This window comes from Mesorhizobium sp. M4A.F.Ca.ET.090.04.2.1 (assembly GCF_003999085.1).
Taxonomy (GTDB): Bacteria; Pseudomonadota; Alphaproteobacteria; order Rhizobiales; family Rhizobiaceae; genus Mesorhizobium.
On the sequence record NZ_RZOT01000032.1, the window covers coordinates 1 to 19,309 of the forward strand.

Sequence of the window (19,309 nt, forward strand, 5' to 3'; positions counted from 1 at the left end):
CTCGGTGGCCTACGCGTCGGTAAGGACGAATCGGACTTCAATACGTTCATCGGCTACGCCGGCAACGTCATCCAGGATACGCTGGTTCCGTACGGTGACTTCGACACCAACGTCATCCAGTACTACTTCGACGCCGGCAACGGTTTCTCCGCCGTCCTCTCGCTCGAAGAAGGCTCGGGCGTCGTCGGCACGATCGACAGCTACGTTCCGCATGTCGTCGGCGGCTTGAAGTACACGCAGGGCTGGGGCGCCATCACCGGCGTCGTCGCCTATGACGCCAACTACGAGGAAGTCGCCGGCAAGGTTCGCCTGGACGTCAACGCCACCGACGCGATCTCGCTGTTCGTCATGGCCGGCTACGGCACCGACGACAATCTGTTGGATGACGCTGGCAATGCGATCGACGCTGGCGGTCGCGGCTTCTACAAGCAGTGGAGCGGCAACTGGGCAATCTGGGGCGGCGCCACCTACAAGTTCAACGAGAAGACCTCGTTCAACACCCAGCTGTCTTATGACGAAGGCAAGAACTTCGGCGCTGCCGCAAACATTGCCTACGACATCGTCCCCGGCCTGACGATCACGGCCGAAGTCGACTACATCAACGTCGGCGAAGATACCGTCTCCGATTGGACCAACGCTCAGGACGACGACGCCATCGGCGGCATGGTCCGCTTCCAGCGCTCGTTCTAAGGACTGGTTGTCCACAGGTGAAATCCAGCCCGGGCGCTCCAAACGCCCGGGCTGTTTTGTTTTCGTGACTGGGCTGGGCAACAGAAGGAAAAGGGGGTTCGGTAGCTGAATTGAAGTCTGCTCAAGCGATTTCGTGGGATCCGCCCTCCTGGCGGATGAGATCGTTTTGTCTGACTTAAACTCTTGAAAGGACGCTTCCGAGCGGATAGGTGTCGCCTATCCACGTGGGGGTGTGGCCAAAAAATGACGAACGAAGCGATTCAAGAGGGGGTGCCCTCTGACCATTTCGCGATCTTTTCTTCTCAGACTGCAAAAATAAAATACAGCTACAACAAGATAAGAGAAGTAAAGTCGTATCGGGTCGGAGAGCTGTTTTCAGCATATCGGGATATACTCTGGGATGATGGGCGACATAAATACAATGTCAGCTCTTTCATCGGCGAAATCGATGAGATCCTCCTCGGGGAGCGTTTCAGCGCCTTTGACCAGAGCACCCTGGACAACCTTATCGGAACCCTGCGCCAGCGCGGCAACAGCAACGCGACCATCAATCGTAAGATGGCCGCTCTCAGCAAACTGCTGCGCAAGGCTCACAAGATGGGGGATATCCACAGCCTGCCCGAGTTCCGCCGCCAGAAGGAGCGGGCGGGACGGATTCGTTTCTTGGAAAAGGACGAAGAGGCGAGGCTGTTTGCGGCGATCAGGAGCCGCAGCGAGGACGCTTACCGGCTCGCCGTCTTCCTTGTCGACACCGGCTGCCGCCTCGGCGAGGCGCTCGGCCTGATCTGGAACGACATCCAGGAGCACCGCGTCTCCTTCTGGATCACCAAGTCCGGTCGCAGCCGGACCATTCCGATGACCGCTCGCGTCAAGGAAGTCATCAAGCTGCCAGTCACCGAGGGACGCCGTCCCAAGGGCCCCTTCACCACGTTCAGCCAGGCGCAATTCCGCGCCATCTGGAATGAGGCGAAGGGCGAGGTTGGCCTTGCCGCCGACGAACAGGTGGTGCCGCACATACTGCGCCACACCTGCGCCTCGCGACTCGTCCAGGGCGGCATCGACATCAGGCGCGTGCAGATGTGGCTCGGCCACCAGACGCTGTCGATGACCATGCGCTACGCGCATCTCGCCACCAACGACCTTGACGGCTGCGTCTTCGTGCTGGAAACGCCGCGCAACGACGGGGCGGCGAAGGGCGCGGAAAATTCCATGTTTTCCTCGCCCTTGACCACGCCCACATCCTCAAAGCCGGCGCGTAAGCCGAAGCGCGAAGCGGCTGCGGTGAAAGCAGCCGGGAAAAGTTCCAGGGCCAACTAGCTCGTTTCCTTCTCCCCGTTCACTGGGAGAAGGTGCCGAAGGGGGATGAGGGGCGGCGCCGACGTTCAGAACCGGTTGCCGTAATTCCGGAAGCGATTTTTCTAAGTGTTTCTATACTGTTGCAATAGCTCATCGGCCGATTTTGAACTTTGGATTACTTCTTTTGGATTTTCCGCTCCGCCCGATCCAGGACCGCGGCGATGGCGACAGGCAAGGTGCCCGTTTCGAGGAACGGCGCATGACCCTGGCCCTCGACCGTGATTGCTTCCATGCCGGGATGGCGCTTTTGCATCTCCGCAAGCGTTGCTGCTGACAGCAGCTTGGAGTTTGCGCCACGTATGGCAAGCAGCGGCAACGCCGTGAGCGCCTCGAATTGCGGCCACAGATCGGGCAGCGGCTTGCTGAAGTCGAGACCGGCCAGCGTATCGACCAGCCTTGGGTCGAAATCCGACATCAGCCCGGCGTCGGTCTCGCGATAGAGCGCCGACACCATTCGCTCCCAATCCGCTTCGGTCAGTGCCGGAAAGTCTGCGCCATGCACGCCGCGCTGGGCACTGAGTGCCTCGGTAAACGTCCTCGGCTTCGGTGCGCCGTCGAGATAGGAGCGTATATGGGCGAGGCCGGGCGCCTCGATCACCGGGCCGATGTCATTCAGAACGACGGCCTTCAGCACCGCCGGCGCGATCGCGCCGAGGACATGGATGATCAGCCCGCCGCGCGAGGTGCCGATGAAACCGGCGTCCTCGATGTCCAGTGCCGCCAGCCCGGCCAGGACATCGCCGGCCTCGACGCCGACAGTGTAATGGCTGATATCAGGGTCATAGGCCGATTGCCCGCGCCCGCGATAGTCGAAGGCGACAACCCTGCGCTCGGTTTGGCTCGACAGGCGCAGTGCCAATTCGTGGAAGTCGCGCGCGTTGCGGGTGAGGCCGGGCAGGCAGACGACAGGCCAATGTGGGGAATCGGTCCCGCCATAGAGTCGCGCGTGAAGCCTGAGCCCATCCGGCGCATCATAGAAGAAGTCGGAGAAACCTTCGTTTGGCATGCGGACGCGATTCCTCGCCATTGTCGGATCGTCCGCGAGTGCTACAGGCGGGGGCGGGGGGCGGTCAAATCCAGCGAGGCTGTTCCCCTCTTCTCTTGTGGGAGAAGGGAGCGACTCAACTCCGCCCATTCACCAGATCTCCGACGATGTCGTACTTCCCGGAAATACGCATCTTGTAGACCTCGTAATTCTCCATCACGCGCTGCACGTAGCTTCTTGTTTCCGTGTAGGGAATCCGCTCAATCCAGTCGACGACGGCATCCGTGTCCTTGCCGCGCGGGTCGCCGTATTTGGCCACCCATTGGGCGGCGCGGTTGGGACCCGCATTGTAGCCGGCAAAAGTCAGCACGTAGGAGCCGCTGAAGCGGTCGAGTTGCTCGCCGAGGAAAGCGGCGCCCAGCGTCGCATTATAGCCGGCGTCGCTGGTCAGCCGCGTCTGCGAGAACGTCAGCCCGGCCTTCTTCGCCAATTGCCTGGCCGTGCCCGGCATCAATTGCAGCAGCCCGCGCGCGCCGGCGCTGGAGATCGCGCCGACATTGAACTCGCTTTCCTGGCGCGCGATCGCATAGGCCAGCGCCTTGCCGGACCCGGAAATGTCGGCGGTGTCGGGGATGACGCCAAGCGGGTGCGACAGCGCGCCGACATCGATGCCGCGCGCGGCGGCGATCTTGCCGACCTTCAGCGCCATGAAATGGTTGCCCTGCTTTTCGGCGAGCACGGCAAGCAGCGCCAGCTCGCCGGGGCTGGTCAACTGCCCGGCAAGGTCGCGATAGAGCGTCTCGGCATAGCGGTCATAGCCCGCCTCCTGCAGCCGCTTGATGGCGCTGACCGCCTCGCGGCCGGCAAAATTCTGCCGGTCGGCGGCACTTGGCTGCGGATAGGCGATGTTGAGAGTCCGCAAGCCCACGCGCTCGCCGGCGAGCTGGCCGTAGAAAGTGGTGCCATAGGCAGCCGCGCGGGTGAAATACGCCTTCGCGTCGCCGGGCCCGCCCACTTCGGCCGCGCGGCCGAGCCAGTAATAGGCGCGCGACAGCGACACCGGCCCCTGCGCGAGGTCGGCGATGCGTGCGAAGTGGGTAGCCGCGGTAGCCGGGTCGTTGAGGCCGCGCAGCGCATACCAACCGGCGTGGAACTCGGCCTCTGCGGCGCTGGCTGGGCTTTCGGCCGCGTGCATGGAGACGATTTTGTAGGCCGTCTTCATGTCGCCCTGGTCGACCAGCTCGCGCGACAGCACCCGGCGTTCCACCCACCAGGCGTCGGGATCGACCAGTGCCTCGCGATCGGTCGGCGCTTTCATCACGACTGTGGCGGCGTCGGCGAATTTCTGCTGCTTGCGCAGATATTCGGCCTCGGCAAAGAAATAGCCGGCCTGACGCTGCGCCGCGGGCACGGACTTGAGCAGCTTGGCCGCGTTCTTGTCGCCACGGCTGGCCGCCGTCCAGGCATCGGCCAGCGGCTGGGCGCCTGCGAGCGCTGCCACGCGCAGCGCCGAGGAAGGCCGATCGGCATAGAACATGCGTTCCATGCGGAAGCGGTGGTCGGCGGCGGGAATGAGCGTGCCGAACTCCTTGATGATGGTCGCCTCGTCCTTGGCTTCCAGTCTTTCCGTTCGCCAGAACGGCGACAGCACTGAGCGCGCCGCCTTGGCGTTGCCAATGGCGACATAGGAGCGGGCAAGGATGATCACCCCTTCCGGGGTCAGCGGCTGGCTGCCCTTGAACGCCTGCACCACGACCTGCGGCGAGGGGTTCTCGCGATAGAGCGCGCGCTCGCTGTTCTTGCGCAGCGCGATCGTGCCCGGCCAGTTCGGCAGCATCTGTGCGGCATCGGCGATATCGCCGCTCGGCACCTGGTCGCCACCATAGAGCGCGATCGCCCAGGCCAATATATGGCGGTCGAGCGAATTGGCGGGCAGCACCTCGCGCACCTGGCGCGCGCCGGCAATGTCGTTGGCTGCCAGCTTGTCGAGGCCGCCCTTCAAAAGCGCGACATCTGTCGAAAGAGAGGCGGGGGCATCCCGCCGGCCCCGATAGGCCAGAGGGGGGGGCGGGACGTCGTCTGCACGTCGACGCCCCCGCCGATCGCCGCGACCGGCATCAGCGCAAGCGTCGCGCCCAGAAGCGCGAAAAGACGGGGCCGCCGGCCTGACATGTGGTTCGTCATTTCCTGTTCGAGCACATTACCAGCAGCCCAAGACGGCTTGAAGCTAAACTCAGGTCGTGAAGAGCCCGTAAACAAAAGGTTATCGAGGTCGTTCGAATTGCCGACACTGGCACCACGGCAATGCTTGCCGCTGAACAATGTCGAGACTATGGTGCGCGGCTTCGCTTTCGGCTAGAAGGCGCGCACGATAGACCGACCGATAAAACACGAATGCATGTCGCCCAAAAGTGGACACCGGTTTTGGGGCAACGAGATGCATAAACCAACGAAGTCCCAAGGAGTTTGGATGATATGCTGAGAGGCTCGCTGACCGCGCTCGTTACACCGTTCGACAAGAGCGGGCGTTTCGACGAGAAAGCCTTTCGCGCCTTCATCGAGTGGCAGCTCGCCGAGGGCACCAAGGGGCTGGTTCCGGTGGGCACCACAGGCGAGTCGCCGACGCTGTCGCATGACGAGCACCGCCAGGTGGTCAAGGTCTGCATCGAGGTCGCCAAGGGCCGCGCTCCGGTCGTCGCCGGCGCCGGCTCCAACAACACCGAAGAGGCGGTGGGCCTGGTGCAGTTTGCCGAGCAGGCGGGTGCCGATGCCGCGCTCGTCGTCACGCCCTATTATAACAAGCCGACGCAGCGCGGCCTCTACGAGCACTTCGCCGCTGTCGCCCGCGCGACCAAGCTGCCGATCATCATCTACAATATCCCGCCGCGCTCGGTCATCGACATGACGCCCGAGACGATGGGTCGGTTGGCGCACGACTTCAAGAACATCGTCGGCGTCAAGGATGCCACCGGCAAAGTCGAGCGCGTCTCCGAGCAGCGCGCCACCTGCGGCAAGGACTTCATCCAGCTTTCCGGCGAGGATGCCTCGGCGCTGGGCTTCAACGCGCATGGCGGCGTCGGCTGCATCTCGGTGACGTCGAACGTCGCGCCCCGCCTCTGCTCGGAGTTCCAGGAAGCGACGCTGTCCGGCGACAGCGCCACGGCGCTCGACTTGCAGGATCGCCTGCTGCCGCTGCACAAGGCGATCTTCACCGAGCCTGGCCTGTGCGGCGCCAAATACGCGCTCTCGAAGCTGGGCAAGGTCGAGAACGTCGTGCGCTCGCCGCTGGTCACGATCGAGGCTTCGACGGCCGAGAAGATCGACCAGGCGATGAAGCACGCCGGCTTGATAAACTAGAGCAATTCCAGGAAAAAGTCCGGAATTGCGTCAAAATGATTAGATAGAGCGGTTCGACGTTTCCATGAAACGGTGAATCGCTCTAGATGAGGTGCCACCTCTCCGCATTATGAATCAAGTCAAGAAAGCCGATCCCAACAACAGGACCGTTGCGGAGAACCGCAAGGCGCGGTTCTCCTACGAAGTCCTCGACACGATCGAGGCCGGCCTGGTGCTGACCGGCACCGAGGTCAAGTCGCTGCGCCAGGGCCAGGCCAACATCCAGGAATCCTACGCCTCGGCCGAGGGTGGCGAGATCTGGCTGATCAATTCCTACCTGCCGGAATATCTTCAGGCAAATCGCTTCAACCACGAGCCGCGCCGGCGCCGCAAGCTTCTGCTCTCCAAGCGCGAGATGGCGAAGCTGTCGCAGAGCGTCGATCGCGAAGGCATGACGCTGGTGCCGCTCAAGATCTATTTCAACGATCGCGGTCGCGCCAAGCTTTTGCTTGCAGTCGCCCGCGGCAAGAAGCTGCACGACAAGCGCGAGACCGAGAAGCAGCGCGACTGGTCGCGCGAGAAGGGTCGCCTGCTCAAGCAACGCGGTTGAAAAATCTCAGCAGCAGCCTGAAAAAAGCCAACAGTTCGCCTTCAGCTTGCGGAGATGTGGAGCCGACAGCAGGGGATAGTCTTGAAGAAGCGGATCGTCCTCTGGGTCCTGGCCGGCCTTGTTCTGGCGTGCATCGCCGCAGTGGGCGGGCTGTTTTATTTCCACACTTTCTCTCCTGATCGCGACCGATTCCCGGTCAGGGGCATCGACGTCTCCCACCACCAGGGCCGGATCGACTGGCGACGCGTTGCCGCCGACGACGTCGCCTTTGCCGTCATCAAGGCGACCGAAGGCGGCGATCATGTCGACGATGCCTTCGCCACCAACCTGCGCGAGGCGCGCGAGGCGGGGCTGGCGGTCGGCACCTATCACTTCTTCACCTTCTGCCCGCCGGGCGGGGACCCGGCGAGGGATTTCATCTCGGTGGTGCCGCGCGGCGAGCCACTGCTGCCGCCGGTGGTCGACATCGAATTCGGCGGCAATTGCCCGCAGCGGCCGTCGGCCGAGCAATTGAATACCGAACTCCAGGCGTTCCTCGGCCCGGTCGAGGCGGCCTTCGGCAAGCCGGCGATCGTCTATCTCACCGACGAGGCGGCTCAGGCCTACTCGGCGCATATCGCCGTTCGCCCGCGCTGGCTGCGCTCGCTGGCCATGCGGCCGGGCGAGGACGACTGGATCTACTGGCAGTACCACAACCGGGGCCGCGTCGACGGCATCGTGGGCGATGTCGACCTGAACGTGCTGCAGGGTGGGGCGGACAGGCTGGCCGCGCTGTTTGCCTCGGCACCGGTCGATTCTATTCCTGTAGAAGCGCCGCGATCTCCTTGAACACATTGACGAACATCGCTTCCGTCAGCACGCCGGTGTTGGTGTTGTAGCGCGAGCAGTGGTAGCTGGAGAACAGCGTGATGCTTCCGGCTTCCTGACGTCCGCCGTGCCGGAACGGATAGGCGGCAACGCGCTCGCCCAGTGCCCGCACCGTCGACTGGTGTGCGATCGAGCCCAGCGCCAGCACCGCGCGCAAATTGGGAAAGCGCCCGATCGTCGGCACCAGGAAACTCCGGCAGGTGGCGATCTCGCCGCCTACCGGCTTGTTCTCCGGCGGCACGCAGCGCACCGCGTTGGTGATGGCGGTCTGCACCAGCTGCAGCCCGTCATCGGGCCTTGCCTTGAATTCGCCGCGCGCCAGGCCTTGCGCGATCAGAGTGCCGTAGAGCAGGTCGCCGGCATAGTCGCCGGTGAACGGCCGTCCAGTGCGGTTAGCCCCGCGCAGGCCGGGCGCCAGCCCGACGATGAGCAGCCGCACCGCGTCCTCGCCCTCCAGCGGCAGGAAGGTCGGCACCGGTGCGTTGAACCAGGTCGGCTCGCGCTGCCGCCAGTCGGCGATGAAATCATGCAGCCGCGGGCAGAGCGGGCAGTCGCGGCCGGGTTCGGGGGAGGTCGCGGCCACCAGGGCCGCCGTCGTCAATACTCGTCCTCGTCGACCTCGGCCGGTTCGGGCCGCCGCACCGGCCGCTCGGACGGATCGCGGCCGACTTCGTTCTTCAGGCTCATCAGGTCGATGAAATGGTCGGCCTGGCGACGCAGGTCGTCCGATATCATCGGCGGCTGCGAGGCCATCGTCGAGACGATCGAAACCTTGCGGCCGCGCCGCTGCAGCGCCTCCACCAGCGTGCGGAAATCGCCGTCGCCGGAGAAGATGACATAGTGGTCGACGACGTCGGCGAGCTCGAGCGCATCGACGGTGAGTTCGATGTCCATATTGCCCTTGATCTTGCGGCGGCCGGTCGAGTCGGTGAATTCCTTGGCCGGCTTGGTCACCACCTTGAAGCCGTTATAGTCGAGCCAGTCGATCAGCGGCCGGATTGAGGAATATTCCTGATCCTCAACCAGCGCCGTGTAGTAGTAGGCACGCAACAGATAGCCGCGCTTCTGGAAGCTCGACAGAAGCTTGCGGTAGTCGATGTCGAAGCCGAGCGCCCGCGAGGTGGCATAGAGATTTGCGCCGTCGATGAAAAGAGCGATTTTCTCACGAGGGTCGAACATGGAAAAATGTCCTTTTTCAAAATGGGCGGTCGTCTAAATGCATCGGCGACCATGCCCGCGGCCCCATGATGGACCATACGGCCTTATCATCCGAGATAGCGCCAGTTTTGCGGCAATCCAAGCAGTGTCGGTGCCTCGCAAGCAATTGTGATCGGCGGTGCCATCGTCGCGGGTCTTTTCCCGCACTGAGCCTGGATAACCCCTGAAGCCGCACCACCTTGCCAAGAAGCTTGTATTTTAGCGGCGTTCAGGTTATGGACCGCGCCTGTTTTCCATCAAATCCATCGCATGAAAGGGGCAATTCATGGCCCGCGTAACCGTTGAAGATTGCATCGACAAGGTCGACAACCGCTTCGAGCTCGTGCTTCTGGCCGGCCACCGCGCCCGTCAGATCAGCCAGGGCGCGCAGATCACCGTGCCGCGCGATAACGACAAGAACCCGGTGATCGCGCTGCGCGAGATCGCCGACGAGACGCTGTCGCCCGACGATCTCAAGGAAGACCTGATCCACTCGCTGCAGAAGCACGTCGAGGTCGACGAGCCGGAAGCTGACGGGGAGGTGATCGCGGACCAGACCGGTGCTGCCGTCGCGACGGCCGATGCCGACGATGCCGAGGACAACATCGCTTTCGACCGCATGACCGAGGAAGACCTTCTGGCCGGCATCGAAGGCTTGGTGCCGCCGGAAAAGAGCGACGACTACTAAGCTCTTGGAATTGCCTGGATCAAGCATCCGGCACTTCCGTATCGGCAGTTTCGTGGCTATCTATGACATGCGCCGCACACCAGTGCGGCGCATGATTCATTTCAGCACCGAGAGATCCCGCCCATGATGCGTCAGTATGAGCTTGTCGAGCGCGTCCAGCGCTACAAGCCTGACGTCAACGAGGCGCTGTTGAACAAGGCCTACGTCTACGCCATGCAGAAGCATGGCCACCAGAAGCGCGCTTCCGGCGATCCCTATTTCTCGCATCCGCTCGAAGTCGCCGCCATCCTCACCGATATGCATATGGACGAAGCGACCATTGCGGTTGCCCTGCTGCATGACACGATCGAGGACACCACCGCGACCAGGGCCGAGATCGACGAATTGTTCGGGCCGGAAATGGGCAAGCTGGTCGAGGGCCTGACCAAGCTCAAGAAGCTCGACCTCGTCTCCAAGAAGGCCGAGCAGGCGGAGAACCTGCGCAAGCTCCTGCTGGCGATCTCCGAGGACGTGCGCGTGCTGCTCGTCAAGCTCGCCGACCGCCTGCACAACATGCGCACGCTCGACCATGTTCCCGAAGCCAAGCGCCTGCGCATCGCCGAGGAGACGATGGACATCTATGCGCCGCTCGCCGGTCGCATGGGCATGCAGGGCATGCGCGAGGAGCTGGAGGAGATCGCCTTCCGCTACATCAATCCGGAAGCCTACCGCGCCGTCACCGCGAGGCTCGCCGAGATATTCGAGCGCAATAAGGGCGTTCTGACCGAGATCGAAAAGGCGCTGTCCGGTCTGTTCGAAAAGCATGCGATCAGGGCCAGCGTCAAAAGCCGTCAGAAGAAGCCGTGGTCGGTGTTCCGCAAGATGGAGGCCAAGGCGCTCTCCTTCGAGCAGCTTTCCGACATCTTCGGCTTCCGCGTCGTCGTCGACACCGTCGAGGATTGCTACCGGGCGCTCGGCGCCATCCACACGACATGGTCGATGGTGCCCGGCCGCTTTAAGGACTACATCTCGACTCCCAAGCAGAACGACTACCGCTCGATCCACACCACCATCGTCGGCCCGTCGCGCCAGCGCGTCGAATTGCAGATCCGCACCCGCGAGATGAACAAGATCGCCGAATACGGCGTCGCCGCGCATTCGATCTACAAGGATACTGGCGGCAAGACGAATGGCGCCGGCCATGCCATCTCGAAGGAGACCAACGCCTATGCCTGGCTGCGGCGCACCATCGAGCAACTGGCGGAAGGCGACAACCCGGAGGACTTCCTCGAGAACACCAAGCTGGAGCTCTTCCAGGACCAGGTGTTCTGCTTCACGCCAAAGGGCATGCTGATCGCGCTGCCGCGTGGCGCGACCCCCATCGACTTCGCCTATGCCGTCCACACCGATGTCGGCGACACGTGCGTTGGCGCCAAGGTCAATGGCCGCATCATGCCGCTGATGACGGAGTTGAAGAATGGCGACGAGGTCGAGATCATCCGCTCCAAGGCGCAGGTGCCGCCGGCGGCCTGGGAATCGGTGGTCGTCACCGGCAAGGCGCGCGCCGCCATCCGCCGCGCCACCAAGAATGCCATCCGCAAGCAATATTCCGGCCTCGGCGCCCGCATTTTGGAGCGCGCCTTTGAGCGCGCCGGCAAGAATTTCACCAAGGAGAGCCTGAAGCCGGTGCTGCACCGGCTGGCGCGCAAGGACATTGACGACGTGCTCGCCTCCGTCGGCCGCGGCGAACTGGCCTCGACCGACGTCATGAAGGCGGTGTTCCCCGACTATAAGGACGAGCGCGTCACGGTCGGCGCCCCCAAGCAGAGGGAGGAGGGCTGGTCGAAGATCCGCAACGCCGCCGGAATGCTGTTCCAGATGCCCGGCCGCGCCGCGCGCAAGGACAAGGACCAGCCGCGCGATGGCGCGGTTCCGATCCGCGGCGTGCGCGGCGATTTGCCGGTTCGCTTCGCGCCGGAGGGTGCCGTGCCTGGCGACCGCATCGTCGGCATCATCCAGCCCGGCACCGGCATCACCATTTACCCGATCCAGTCGCCGGCGCTGCAGGCCTTTGACGACCAGCCCGAGCGCTGGATCGATGTGCGCTGGGACATTGACGAGCGCACCAAGGAGCGTTTCCCGGCGCGCATTTCGGTCACGGCCATCAATGCGCCGGGCTCGCTTGCCGACATCGCCCAGGTCGTTGCCTCGAACGATGCCAACATCCATACACTGTCGATGGTGCGCACCGCGCCCGACTTCACCGAAATGCTGATCGATCTTGAGGTCTGGGATCTCAAGCACCTGAACCGGCTGCTCTCGCAGCTCAAGGACAATTCGAGCGTCAGCGATGCAAGGCGCGTGAATGGATGAATAGTGAATAGTGAATAGTGAATAGTGAATAGTGAATAGAAGGGGCTCTCACTACCAACTACTCACTACTGACCATTCACCACCCACCATCGGCATGGAGCAACTATGAACACCGACGAAGTGCTGGGCATCTTCCGCGAGGCCGGCGCAGTTCTGGAGGGCCATTTCATCCTGACGTCGGGCTTGCGCAGTCCGGTCTTCCTGCAGAAGGCGAGGGTCTTCATGCATGCCGACAAGACCGAGCGGTTGTGCAAGGCGCTGGCCGAGAAGATCCGCAAGGCGGTGCCCGGCCGGATCGACTATGTCGTCGGCCCGGCGATCGGTGGCCTGATCCCGGCTTACGAAACCTCGCGTCATCTCGGCGCCCCGGCGATCTGGGTCGAACGGGAAGGGGGCGAGTTCAGGCTGCGCCGCTTCGAGATCGCCAAGGGCTCGCGTGTCGTCATCGTCGAGGACATCGTGACCACCGGTCTCTCCATCCGCGAGACCATCGAGTGCCTGCGCGAGCTCGGCGCCGAGGTGGCGGCGGCCGCCTGCATCATCGACCGTTCGGCCGGCAAGACCGATGTCGGCGTGCCACTGGTCGCGCTCGCCGAATACGAGGTTCCGGCCTATCCGGCCGATCGCTTGCCGCCCGAACTGGCCGCCATCCCGGCCGTCAAGCCCGGCAGCCGCAACATCTGATGCCGCCATGCGTGAAAACAAGCGCTTGAGCGCGTTGCCTGAATCTCCTCGGCAGCGACGCCCGCTGACCGCGGCGCCGCGCTGAAGGGCTTGAGTTGGCGGGATAAAGGCGCCGTCTCCACAAATCCGCCGTGTTTCTAATATGCTCGGGCGGCGAGACGCTGGCCCGGACGTTGTCCTTCGGCCGGCGTGTCGCTATATCAAAGTCGCTGTTGCCTTCGGGCGGCCTCGAAGCGCAAGATATGGCTATCGCCTGCCGGCTCAGGTCGCCGGAACAGCTGGTGTTGGGTACTAGGAACCGGAACAGAGTGCTTTTTCGACGCCGCAAGCCTGACGGCCTTTTCGAGCGGGTGCGTACCTATCTTTGGCCGCGCCGCTCGTTCTCACGCTCGGTGCAGTATTTCTCGAAGCGCATCCTGAGGCTGAAGGCCACTCCGCATGCCGTCGCCGCCGGCGTCGCGGCCGGCGTTTTCGCCTCGTTTTTCCCGCTCGGCTTCCACTTCGTCATCGCAGCGGTGTTGTGCTGGGTGATTGCCGGCAATCTGGTGGCGGCGGCGCTCGGCGCGGTGTTCTTCGGCAATCCTTTGACCTTTCCGCTGCTCTGGGGCGCATCCTGGGAAACCGGCAAGCTCATCCTGCATGAGCGACTGCCCAAGCATGGGCCGCCTGAGCACCTTGGGGAAATGATGCACACGCTTTCGTTCGCGAAATTGTGGCATCCGGTGCTGGAGCCGATGCTGATCGGCGCGGTACCGCTCGGCCTCGTCTTCGGCCTGTTCTTCTACGGCATCACCCGATGGGGCATGACCGTCTTTCGCGAGCGACGCAAGAAGCGCATGGCCGAGAGGGCGCGCAAGGCCACGCAACATGGACATGGCGGACGGGAAGTCCCCGCGGAATGATCATCGGCATCGGCAGCGACCTGATCGACATCAGACGCATCGAGAAGTCGTTGGAGCGGCACGGCCAGCGCTTCATCCAGCGTATCTACACCGAGGTCGAGCAAGCCCGGTCGGAGAACCGGGCCGCCCGCGCGGCCTCCTATGCCAAGCGCTTCGCCGCCAAGGAGGCCTGCGCCAAGGCGCTGGGCACCGGCATGGCGCATGGCGTCTTCTGGCGCGACATGGGCGTCGTCAACCTGCCCGGCGGCAAGCCGACCATGGCCTTGACCGGCGGGGCGGCGGCGCAGTTGGACAAGATTCTGCCGAAGGGACATAGGGCGGCGATCCATCTCACCATCACCGACGATTTCCCGCTCGCTCAAGCCTTTGTGATCATCGAGGCGTTGCCCGCCGAAGAAGCGCCACATTGATTGCTTCTGACCTCCGGCTGACGTTGCCCAGCGCGCGCCGAGACTCTATACCAACCAACGCACAATCGAGGACGACATGAGCGTGGCTGAAAAATCCGAGAAGAAATCCGGCGGGCTTGGCGAAACCGTCAGCGTCATCATTCAGGCGCTGCTGCTCGCGCTGGTCATCCGCACCTTCCTGTTCCAGCCCTTCTCGATCCCATCCGGATCCATGCGCCCGACCTTGCTCGAAGGCGACTATCTCTTCGTCACCAAATGGTCCTATGGCTATTCGCGCTATTCGCTGCCTTTCGGTCCCGACATCTTTTCCGGCCGCGTCTGGAGTTCCGAGCCGAAGCGCGGCGACGTGGTGGTGTTCAAGTTCCCGCCGGACCCGTCCATCGACTACATCAAGCGCGTCGTCGGCCTGCCCGGCGACAAGATCCAGGTCAAGGACGGCCAGGTCTTCATCAACGGTGTCGGCGTGCCGCGCGTGAAGACTGGCCAGATCGACAATCCGGACATCACCGAAGAGCCTCAGCCGATCGATGTCTATCGCGAGACCCTGCCCAACGGGGTCAGCTATGACACGCTCGACATCAATCCGAATTCGATCGGCGACAACACGCGCGAGTTCGACGTGCCGCCCGGCCACTATTTCATGATGGGCGACAACCGCGACAATTCCTCCGACAGCCGCTTCACCGTCGGCTTCGTGCCGGCCGAGAACCTTGTTGGCCGAGCCAACATCGTCTTCTTCTCGATCGCCGGCGGCGCCAGCCCGCTAGAGATCTGGAAATGGCCGTCGCTGATGCGCGCCGCGCGCATGTTCCATTTCGTCAGCTAGGTGATGGCGTCAACCAAGCGGCTCACTGCCGACGCGCTCGCCGAAGCGCTCATGCAGCGCACCGGCCATGCCTTTGCCGACCGCCAGCGGCTGCAGCGGGCGCTGACCCATGCCAGCGCCCGTTCGAGCCATGCCGGCGTCGACTATGAGCGCTTCGAATTCCTCGGCGACCGCGTGCTTGGCCTCGTCGTGGCCGACATGCTGCTCGCGGCATTCCCGAATGCGGCCGAGGGCGAGCTGTCGCTGCGGCTGAACGCCCTGGTCAATGCAGAGGCGCTGTCCGAGATCGCCGAGGAGATCGGCCTGCCGGACCTGATCCGCGCCGGCTCGGACGTGCGCGGTCTCGATGGACGCAAGCGCGTCAACCTGCGCGCCGACGCGCTGGAATCGCTGATCGCCGTGCTCTATCTCGACGGCGGCCTGGATGCGGCCCGCGCCTTCATCCACCGCTACTGGCAGCCGCGCTCGCAGGCCATCGGCGCTGCCCGTCGCGACGCCAAGACCGAGTTGCAGGAATGGGCGCACCAGGCAGCAGCGGGCGCCGCGCCGGCCTATCGCATCGACGGCCGCGAGGGGCCGGACCACGATCCGCTGTTCACCGTCAGCGTCAAGGTCGGCCAGTTCGCTCCGGCCATCGGCAGCGGCCGCTCCAAGCGCGAGGCCGAGCAGGCGGCGGCTGCGGCGCTGCTGCTGCGCGAGGGTGTCTGGCTGAATGAAGGAAGCGCGGCATGAGCGAACACGCGGCCCCGGCGGGCGAGGCCCCCGCGACGCACTCCGGCTTCGTTGCACTGATCGGCGCCCCCAATGCCGGCAAGTCGACGCTGGTCAACCAACTGGTCGGCGCCAAGGTGTCGATCGTCACCCATAAGGTGCAGACCACCCGCGCCATCGTGCGCGGCATCGCCACGCATGCGAACGCCCAAATCGTCTTCGTCGACACGCCCGGCATCTTCAAGCCGAAGCGACGGCTTGACACGGCGATGGTGACGACCGCCTGGGGCGGTGCCAAGGACGCCGATATCGTCGTGCTTTTGATCGACGCCGAGCGCGGCATCAGGGGCGACGCGGACGCCATCCTCGACCGGCTGAAGGACGTGCGGCAGCCGATGCTTTTGGTCCTCAACAAGGTCGACCGTGTCAAGCCGGAGACGCTTTTGGCACTTGCGGCGACGGCGAATGAGCGCGTGCCGTTCAAGCGAACTTTCATGGTTTCCGCGTTGACCGGCTCCGGCTGCAAGGACTTGCTGGACTATCTCGCGGAAACCTTGCCGGCTGGCCCCTGGTACTATCCGGAAGACCAGATCTCCGACCTGCCGATGCGCCAGCTCGCGGCCGAGATCACCCGCGAGAAGCTTTACCTGCGACTGCACCAGGAACTGCCCTATTCCTCCCACATCGAGACCGAGAAATGGGAGGAGAAGAAGGACGGCTCGGTGCGCATCGAGCAGGTCATCTATGTCGAGCGCGACAGCCAGAAGAAGATCGTGCTCGGCCACAAGGGCGAGACCATCCGCGCCATCGGCCAGGCGGCGCGCATGGAGATCGCAGCCATACTCGAGCAGAAGGTGCACCTCTTCCTGTTCGTCAAGGTGCGCGAGAACTGGGGCGACGACCCCGAGCGCTACCGAGAGATGGGACTGGAGTTTCCGCACTGAAGCAAAACGCGGCACCCCGGGGAGGGGCGCCGCGCTTGTTTGCTTATCTGCCTCAGGCAGCGGCGACGGAAAGCTGTGCCTGGGGTCGGCGCACGAAGCTTTCGGTGCCGTAATAGGCGACGATCGCCACCGCGATGACCGCCCAGATCGCCACGCCGATCCACTGCTGCTGCACATAGTCGCCATCAACGAACACCTTGCCGAGGAAGCGCACGCTGTTCTGGTGCGTGACATGCATCAGGAAGGCGAGAAGCACGCTGCCGGTGTTCTGGTAAAGCCAGGTGAAGACGATCCCGGCCAGCACGACGTTGATCGTGCCGTAGAGGCTGAGGTCGCCGACCAGGCCGAGCGGGAAGTGCCAGATGGCCCAGATCACGCCGAGGATCAGGCTGCCGGCAAGAGCGGAATGGCCGGCGAGCAGACGTGGCGTGGCAACGCCGCGCCAGCCGGGCTCCTCGCCGAGCGGGCCGCTGAAGATCGCATAGAGGCCGATGATCGGCAGCATCTCGGAGAAGGCCGGAATATTGCCCCAGGCAGGGGCTGCGGCGCCGAACAGCTGATTGATCAGGATCGAGACGAGCTGCGCGCCAAACGGCAGTCCGAACGCGACCAGATACCAGAAGGTGCGAACCCGCCACTTCACCATGGAGGCGAGGACGGGCTTGACCGAAGCCCAGCCGCCGGCAAGCGCGGCGACGATGAACCCGGCGACCATCGGGCCGAAGGTGAACCAGGGAATGCTCTCGCCGCCGGAGAGCCAGAAGGGGATGAACGTCAGCCAGGTCAGGCCGAGCGCCAGCGAAAAGAAGGCGGTCAGCTGATGCCCCCGCACCAGGCTCGGGAAGGAAGTCACGGCAGGTCCTCTCATCGGGCGGATTGGCAATGAGAGGTCGGCTTGCCCGATGGGTCGACCACAGGATTGGGACCGGCCGCGCCGATCGACATGCCCGCATTTGGCGCCGGCGCGGGGGAAAATCCCGATCGGTTTCTGAGAAATTTCCGATATTTACGATTGGCAACAGTCCCGGCGCCACGCCCGGCCCAACCTTGATTTCGTCGGCCGATCGGTGAAATGCTCCCCCGCATGGAATGGCGCGACGAGGGAATCATTCTCGGCACCCGTAGGCATGGCGAAACCAGCGCCATCCTCGAGGTAATGACGCGCGCCCATGGCCGCCATCTCGGCCTCGTGCGCGGCGGCCGCTCGCGCAAGCAGCAGCCGGTGCTGCAGCCGGGCAATCGCGTCGATCTCCTGTGGCGGGCCCGCCTCGACGAGCATCTCGGCACCTTCCAGGCCGAGGCGATCGAGATGAACGCCGCTCGCCTGATGGACAGCGCCATCGCCGTCTACGGCCTGCAGACCATGGCGGCGCATCTGCGCCTGCTGCCCGAGCGCGACGCCCACGGCGCGCTTTACGAGACGCTTGCCGTCATGATCGCCCATCTCGACGATGCCGACGCGGCGGGCGAGCTGGTGGCGCGCTTCGAGCTGCTGATCCTCGACGAGCTCGGCTTCGGCCTCGACCTCAGCCAGTGCGCGGCGACCGGCTCCAGGCAGGACCTCGCCTATGTCTCGCCGAAATCCGGCCGCGCCGTCTCCCGCGCGGCGGGTGCCCCCTGGCACGACAAGATGCTGGCGCTGCCGGCCTTCCTGCAGCGCTCGGGCCCCCGCGCCGACCAGGCGGCGCTGGAGGACGCCTTCCGGCTGACCGGCTTCTTCTTCCCCCGCCATGTCTACGAGCCGCGCGGCCTCGATCCGCCCGACGCCCGCGCCGGTTTCCTCACCGCGCTCAGACGGCATCATGCGGCCGGCAAGGCGATCGCCGGAGAGTAGCGCTTGCGCCTAGCCGGCGTTTTGCCGCTGCATGAAATCGTCGAGCATGGCGCGCTGGCCTTTCAGGATCTTGAGCCCGGCCTCCGGCAACGAAAACCACCCGGCCTTGTCCACTTCGGGGAATTCTTTCAGGGAGCCCGACTTCGGCGGCCACTCCATGGTGAACTTGTTGCTTCTGACGGCGTCCGCATCGACGTCCGATTCCACGCTCCATGCCGTCACGATCTTGCCGCCCGGCTGCCGATAGCTGCCGACCGGCTCGAAATGTCCATCGATCGCGATGCCGAGTTCCTCCACGGCCTCACGTCGCGCGGCTGCGAGTTCATCCTCGCTCTCGTCGACCAGCCCCTTCGGGATCGACCACGCCCCTTCATCCTTTCTTGCCCAGAACGGTCCGCCGGGATGGACAAGCAGAAATTCGAAAACCCCGCCGGTGCGCCTGTAGATCAGCAGGCCCGCGCTTCGTTGCGGCATTGGTCATCCTCATCAAGTCTGGCCGACACTAGCATGAGTACTTGCGGCACGTGCCACGCAAGCTCGCTTTGCAGGCTTATTCCTGGCCGCCTTGACACCGCGGCATTGGATAAAGGCAGCAACCTGCTGGCATTTGGTCCTGAAACATGCTCGATCTTTGCTGTCGCCGATCCGGCGGCGCGTTTGCCTGGAGGAACCGGCCGTCTGGCCGCCGCAATTGTCAGTGACAACCGGCCTGGTTTGGGGGAACCGCCATGTTTGAAAGCCTGATCGGCCTTGCCGCCATCATCGCCCTTTTCGTCATCATCTCGCGCCAGCAGAGCCGCATCGGCCTGATCGAGCGCGAGCTTGGCGCACTGCGCAGCCTTGTGCTGTCGGGCGCCGTGCCGCCGGCCGCCAGGCTGGCCGAACAGCCGCAAGCCGACGGCAAGCCGGCCGAGGCG

General features: G+C 64.0%; 22 protein-coding genes. 15 read left to right on the plus strand and 7 right to left on the minus strand.

Translation table 11 applies throughout. The features are described 5' to 3' along the window. Together EN781_RS04320 and EN781_RS04325 are read left to right on the plus strand one after the other, a co-directional pair. Positions 1 to 690, plus strand: a 690-nt coding sequence (locus EN781_RS04320; RefSeq protein ID WP_145965444.1) for a porin, incomplete at its 5' end; no start/stop codon positions are given. Between the two features lie 243 nt (positions 691 to 933). Continuing rightward, positions 934 to 2,007: a site-specific integrase gene (locus EN781_RS04325; protein ID WP_126055726.1), complete on the plus strand. Its 1,074-nt coding sequence runs from the start codon at positions 934 to 936 to the stop codon at positions 2,005 to 2,007. A gap of 154 nt (positions 2,008 to 2,161) precedes the next feature. On the opposite strand, the gene EN781_RS04330 is transcribed toward EN781_RS04325, so the two are convergent. From EN781_RS04330 to EN781_RS35935, 3 genes are all read right to left on the minus strand, one after another. Then, on the minus strand, positions 2,162 to 3,052 hold the full coding sequence (locus tag EN781_RS04330) for an alpha/beta hydrolase (RefSeq protein ID WP_126055725.1): 891 nt from the start codon (positions 3,050 to 3,052) through the stop codon (positions 2,162 to 2,164). A gap of 115 nt (positions 3,053 to 3,167) precedes the next feature. Further along, positions 3,168 to 5,033, minus strand: coding sequence for a lytic transglycosylase domain-containing protein (locus EN781_RS04335; RefSeq protein WP_348631359.1), 1,866 nt, complete (start codon positions 5,031 to 5,033; stop codon positions 3,168 to 3,170). Beyond that, positions 5,030 to 5,353, minus strand: a complete 324-nt coding sequence (locus tag EN781_RS35935) for a hypothetical protein (protein WP_348631360.1) — start codon at positions 5,351 to 5,353, stop codon at positions 5,030 to 5,032. Before EN781_RS35935 ends, EN781_RS04335 begins: the two co-directional genes overlap by 4 nt. A gap of 153 nt (positions 5,354 to 5,506) precedes the next feature. Between EN781_RS35935 and dapA the strand changes: the two genes are divergently transcribed. The 3 genes from dapA (at position 5,507) to EN781_RS04350 (ending at position 7,805) form a co-directional block, all read left to right on the plus strand. Further along, entirely contained in the window at positions 5,507 to 6,388 is an 882-nt protein-coding gene (gene dapA / locus EN781_RS04340; protein WP_126055724.1) for a 4-hydroxy-tetrahydrodipicolinate synthase, read from the plus strand. Between the two features lie 109 nt (positions 6,389 to 6,497). Further along, positions 6,498 to 6,977, plus strand: a complete 480-nt coding sequence (gene smpB / locus EN781_RS04345; RefSeq protein ID WP_126055723.1) for an SsrA-binding protein SmpB — start codon at positions 6,498 to 6,500, stop codon at positions 6,975 to 6,977. A gap of 81 nt (positions 6,978 to 7,058) precedes the next feature. Continuing rightward, positions 7,059 to 7,805: a GH25 family lysozyme gene (locus EN781_RS04350; RefSeq protein WP_127399810.1), complete on the plus strand. Its 747-nt coding sequence runs from the start codon at positions 7,059 to 7,061 to the stop codon at positions 7,803 to 7,805. On the opposite strand, the gene EN781_RS04355 is transcribed toward EN781_RS04350, so the two are convergent. Continuing rightward, on the minus strand, positions 7,774 to 8,445 hold the full coding sequence (locus tag EN781_RS04355; RefSeq protein ID WP_189347311.1) for a uracil-DNA glycosylase: 672 nt from the start codon (positions 8,443 to 8,445) through the stop codon (positions 7,774 to 7,776). The genes EN781_RS04350 and EN781_RS04355 overlap by 32 nt on opposite strands. Beyond that, positions 8,442 to 9,023: an NYN domain-containing protein gene (locus EN781_RS04360; RefSeq protein ID WP_126055721.1), complete on the minus strand. Its 582-nt coding sequence runs from the start codon at positions 9,021 to 9,023 to the stop codon at positions 8,442 to 8,444. Before EN781_RS04360 ends, EN781_RS04355 begins: the two co-directional genes overlap by 4 nt. 304 nt (positions 9,024 to 9,327) lie before the next feature. On the opposite strand from EN781_RS04360, the gene rpoZ reads away from it, so the two are divergent. From rpoZ to era, 8 genes are all read left to right on the plus strand, one after another. Then, positions 9,328 to 9,729: a DNA-directed RNA polymerase subunit omega gene (rpoZ, locus tag EN781_RS04365; protein WP_126055720.1), complete on the plus strand. Its 402-nt coding sequence runs from the start codon at positions 9,328 to 9,330 to the stop codon at positions 9,727 to 9,729. Between the two features lie 123 nt (positions 9,730 to 9,852). Beyond that, a complete protein-coding gene (locus tag EN781_RS04370) occupies positions 9,853 to 12,081 on the plus strand; it encodes a bifunctional (p)ppGpp synthetase/guanosine-3',5'-bis(diphosphate) 3'-pyrophosphohydrolase (protein WP_126055719.1) in 2,229 nt (742 codons plus the stop codon). 105 nt (positions 12,082 to 12,186) lie between these two features. Further along, positions 12,187 to 12,765 carry an orotate phosphoribosyltransferase gene (gene pyrE / locus EN781_RS04375; RefSeq protein ID WP_126055718.1) on the plus strand — a complete coding sequence of 193 codons (579 nt, stop codon included), beginning with the start codon at positions 12,187 to 12,189 and terminating at the stop codon, positions 12,763 to 12,765. Positions 12,766 to 13,073: 308 nt separating this feature from the next. Further along, a complete protein-coding gene (locus EN781_RS04380) occupies positions 13,074 to 13,667 on the plus strand; it encodes a DUF2062 domain-containing protein (RefSeq protein ID WP_126055717.1) in 594 nt (197 codons plus the stop codon). Next, positions 13,664 to 14,077, plus strand: coding sequence for a holo-ACP synthase (acpS, locus tag EN781_RS04385; RefSeq protein WP_126055716.1), 414 nt, complete (start codon positions 13,664 to 13,666; stop codon positions 14,075 to 14,077). Before EN781_RS04380 ends, acpS begins: the two co-directional genes overlap by 4 nt. Positions 14,078 to 14,153: 76 nt before the next feature. After that, complete coding sequence (gene lepB / locus EN781_RS04390) at positions 14,154 to 14,903, plus strand: signal peptidase I (RefSeq protein ID WP_126055715.1); 750 nt, start codon at positions 14,154 to 14,156, stop codon at positions 14,901 to 14,903. Positions 14,904 to 14,906: 3 nt separating this feature from the next. Beyond that, a complete protein-coding gene (rnc, locus tag EN781_RS04395) occupies positions 14,907 to 15,635 on the plus strand; it encodes a ribonuclease III (protein WP_126055714.1) in 729 nt (242 codons plus the stop codon). Next, positions 15,632 to 16,558 (plus strand): GTPase Era, encoded by a 927-nt coding sequence (gene era / locus EN781_RS04400; protein ID WP_126055713.1) that lies wholly within the window; start codon positions 15,632 to 15,634, stop codon positions 16,556 to 16,558. Before rnc ends, era begins: the two co-directional genes overlap by 4 nt. Before the next feature lie 52 nt (positions 16,559 to 16,610). On the opposite strand, the gene EN781_RS04405 is transcribed toward era, so the two are convergent. Beyond that, positions 16,611 to 17,411 (minus strand): type II CAAX endopeptidase family protein, encoded by an 801-nt coding sequence (locus EN781_RS04405; protein ID WP_126055712.1) that lies wholly within the window; start codon positions 17,409 to 17,411, stop codon positions 16,611 to 16,613. Between the two features lie 231 nt (positions 17,412 to 17,642). Between EN781_RS04405 and recO the strand changes: the two genes are divergently transcribed. Next, positions 17,643 to 18,392 (plus strand): DNA repair protein RecO, encoded by a 750-nt coding sequence (gene recO, locus EN781_RS04410; RefSeq protein ID WP_127399811.1) that lies wholly within the window; start codon positions 17,643 to 17,645, stop codon positions 18,390 to 18,392. Between the two features lie 9 nt (positions 18,393 to 18,401). On the opposite strand, the gene EN781_RS04415 is transcribed toward recO, so the two are convergent. Continuing rightward, a complete protein-coding gene (locus EN781_RS04415) occupies positions 18,402 to 18,866 on the minus strand; it encodes an NUDIX domain-containing protein (RefSeq protein WP_126055711.1) in 465 nt (154 codons plus the stop codon). A gap of 254 nt (positions 18,867 to 19,120) precedes the next feature. Here EN781_RS04415 and EN781_RS04420 point away from each other — a divergent pair. Further along, positions 19,121 to 19,309: hypothetical protein (locus EN781_RS04420; protein ID WP_145965445.1), on the plus strand; the 189-nt coding region annotated here is incomplete at its 3' end.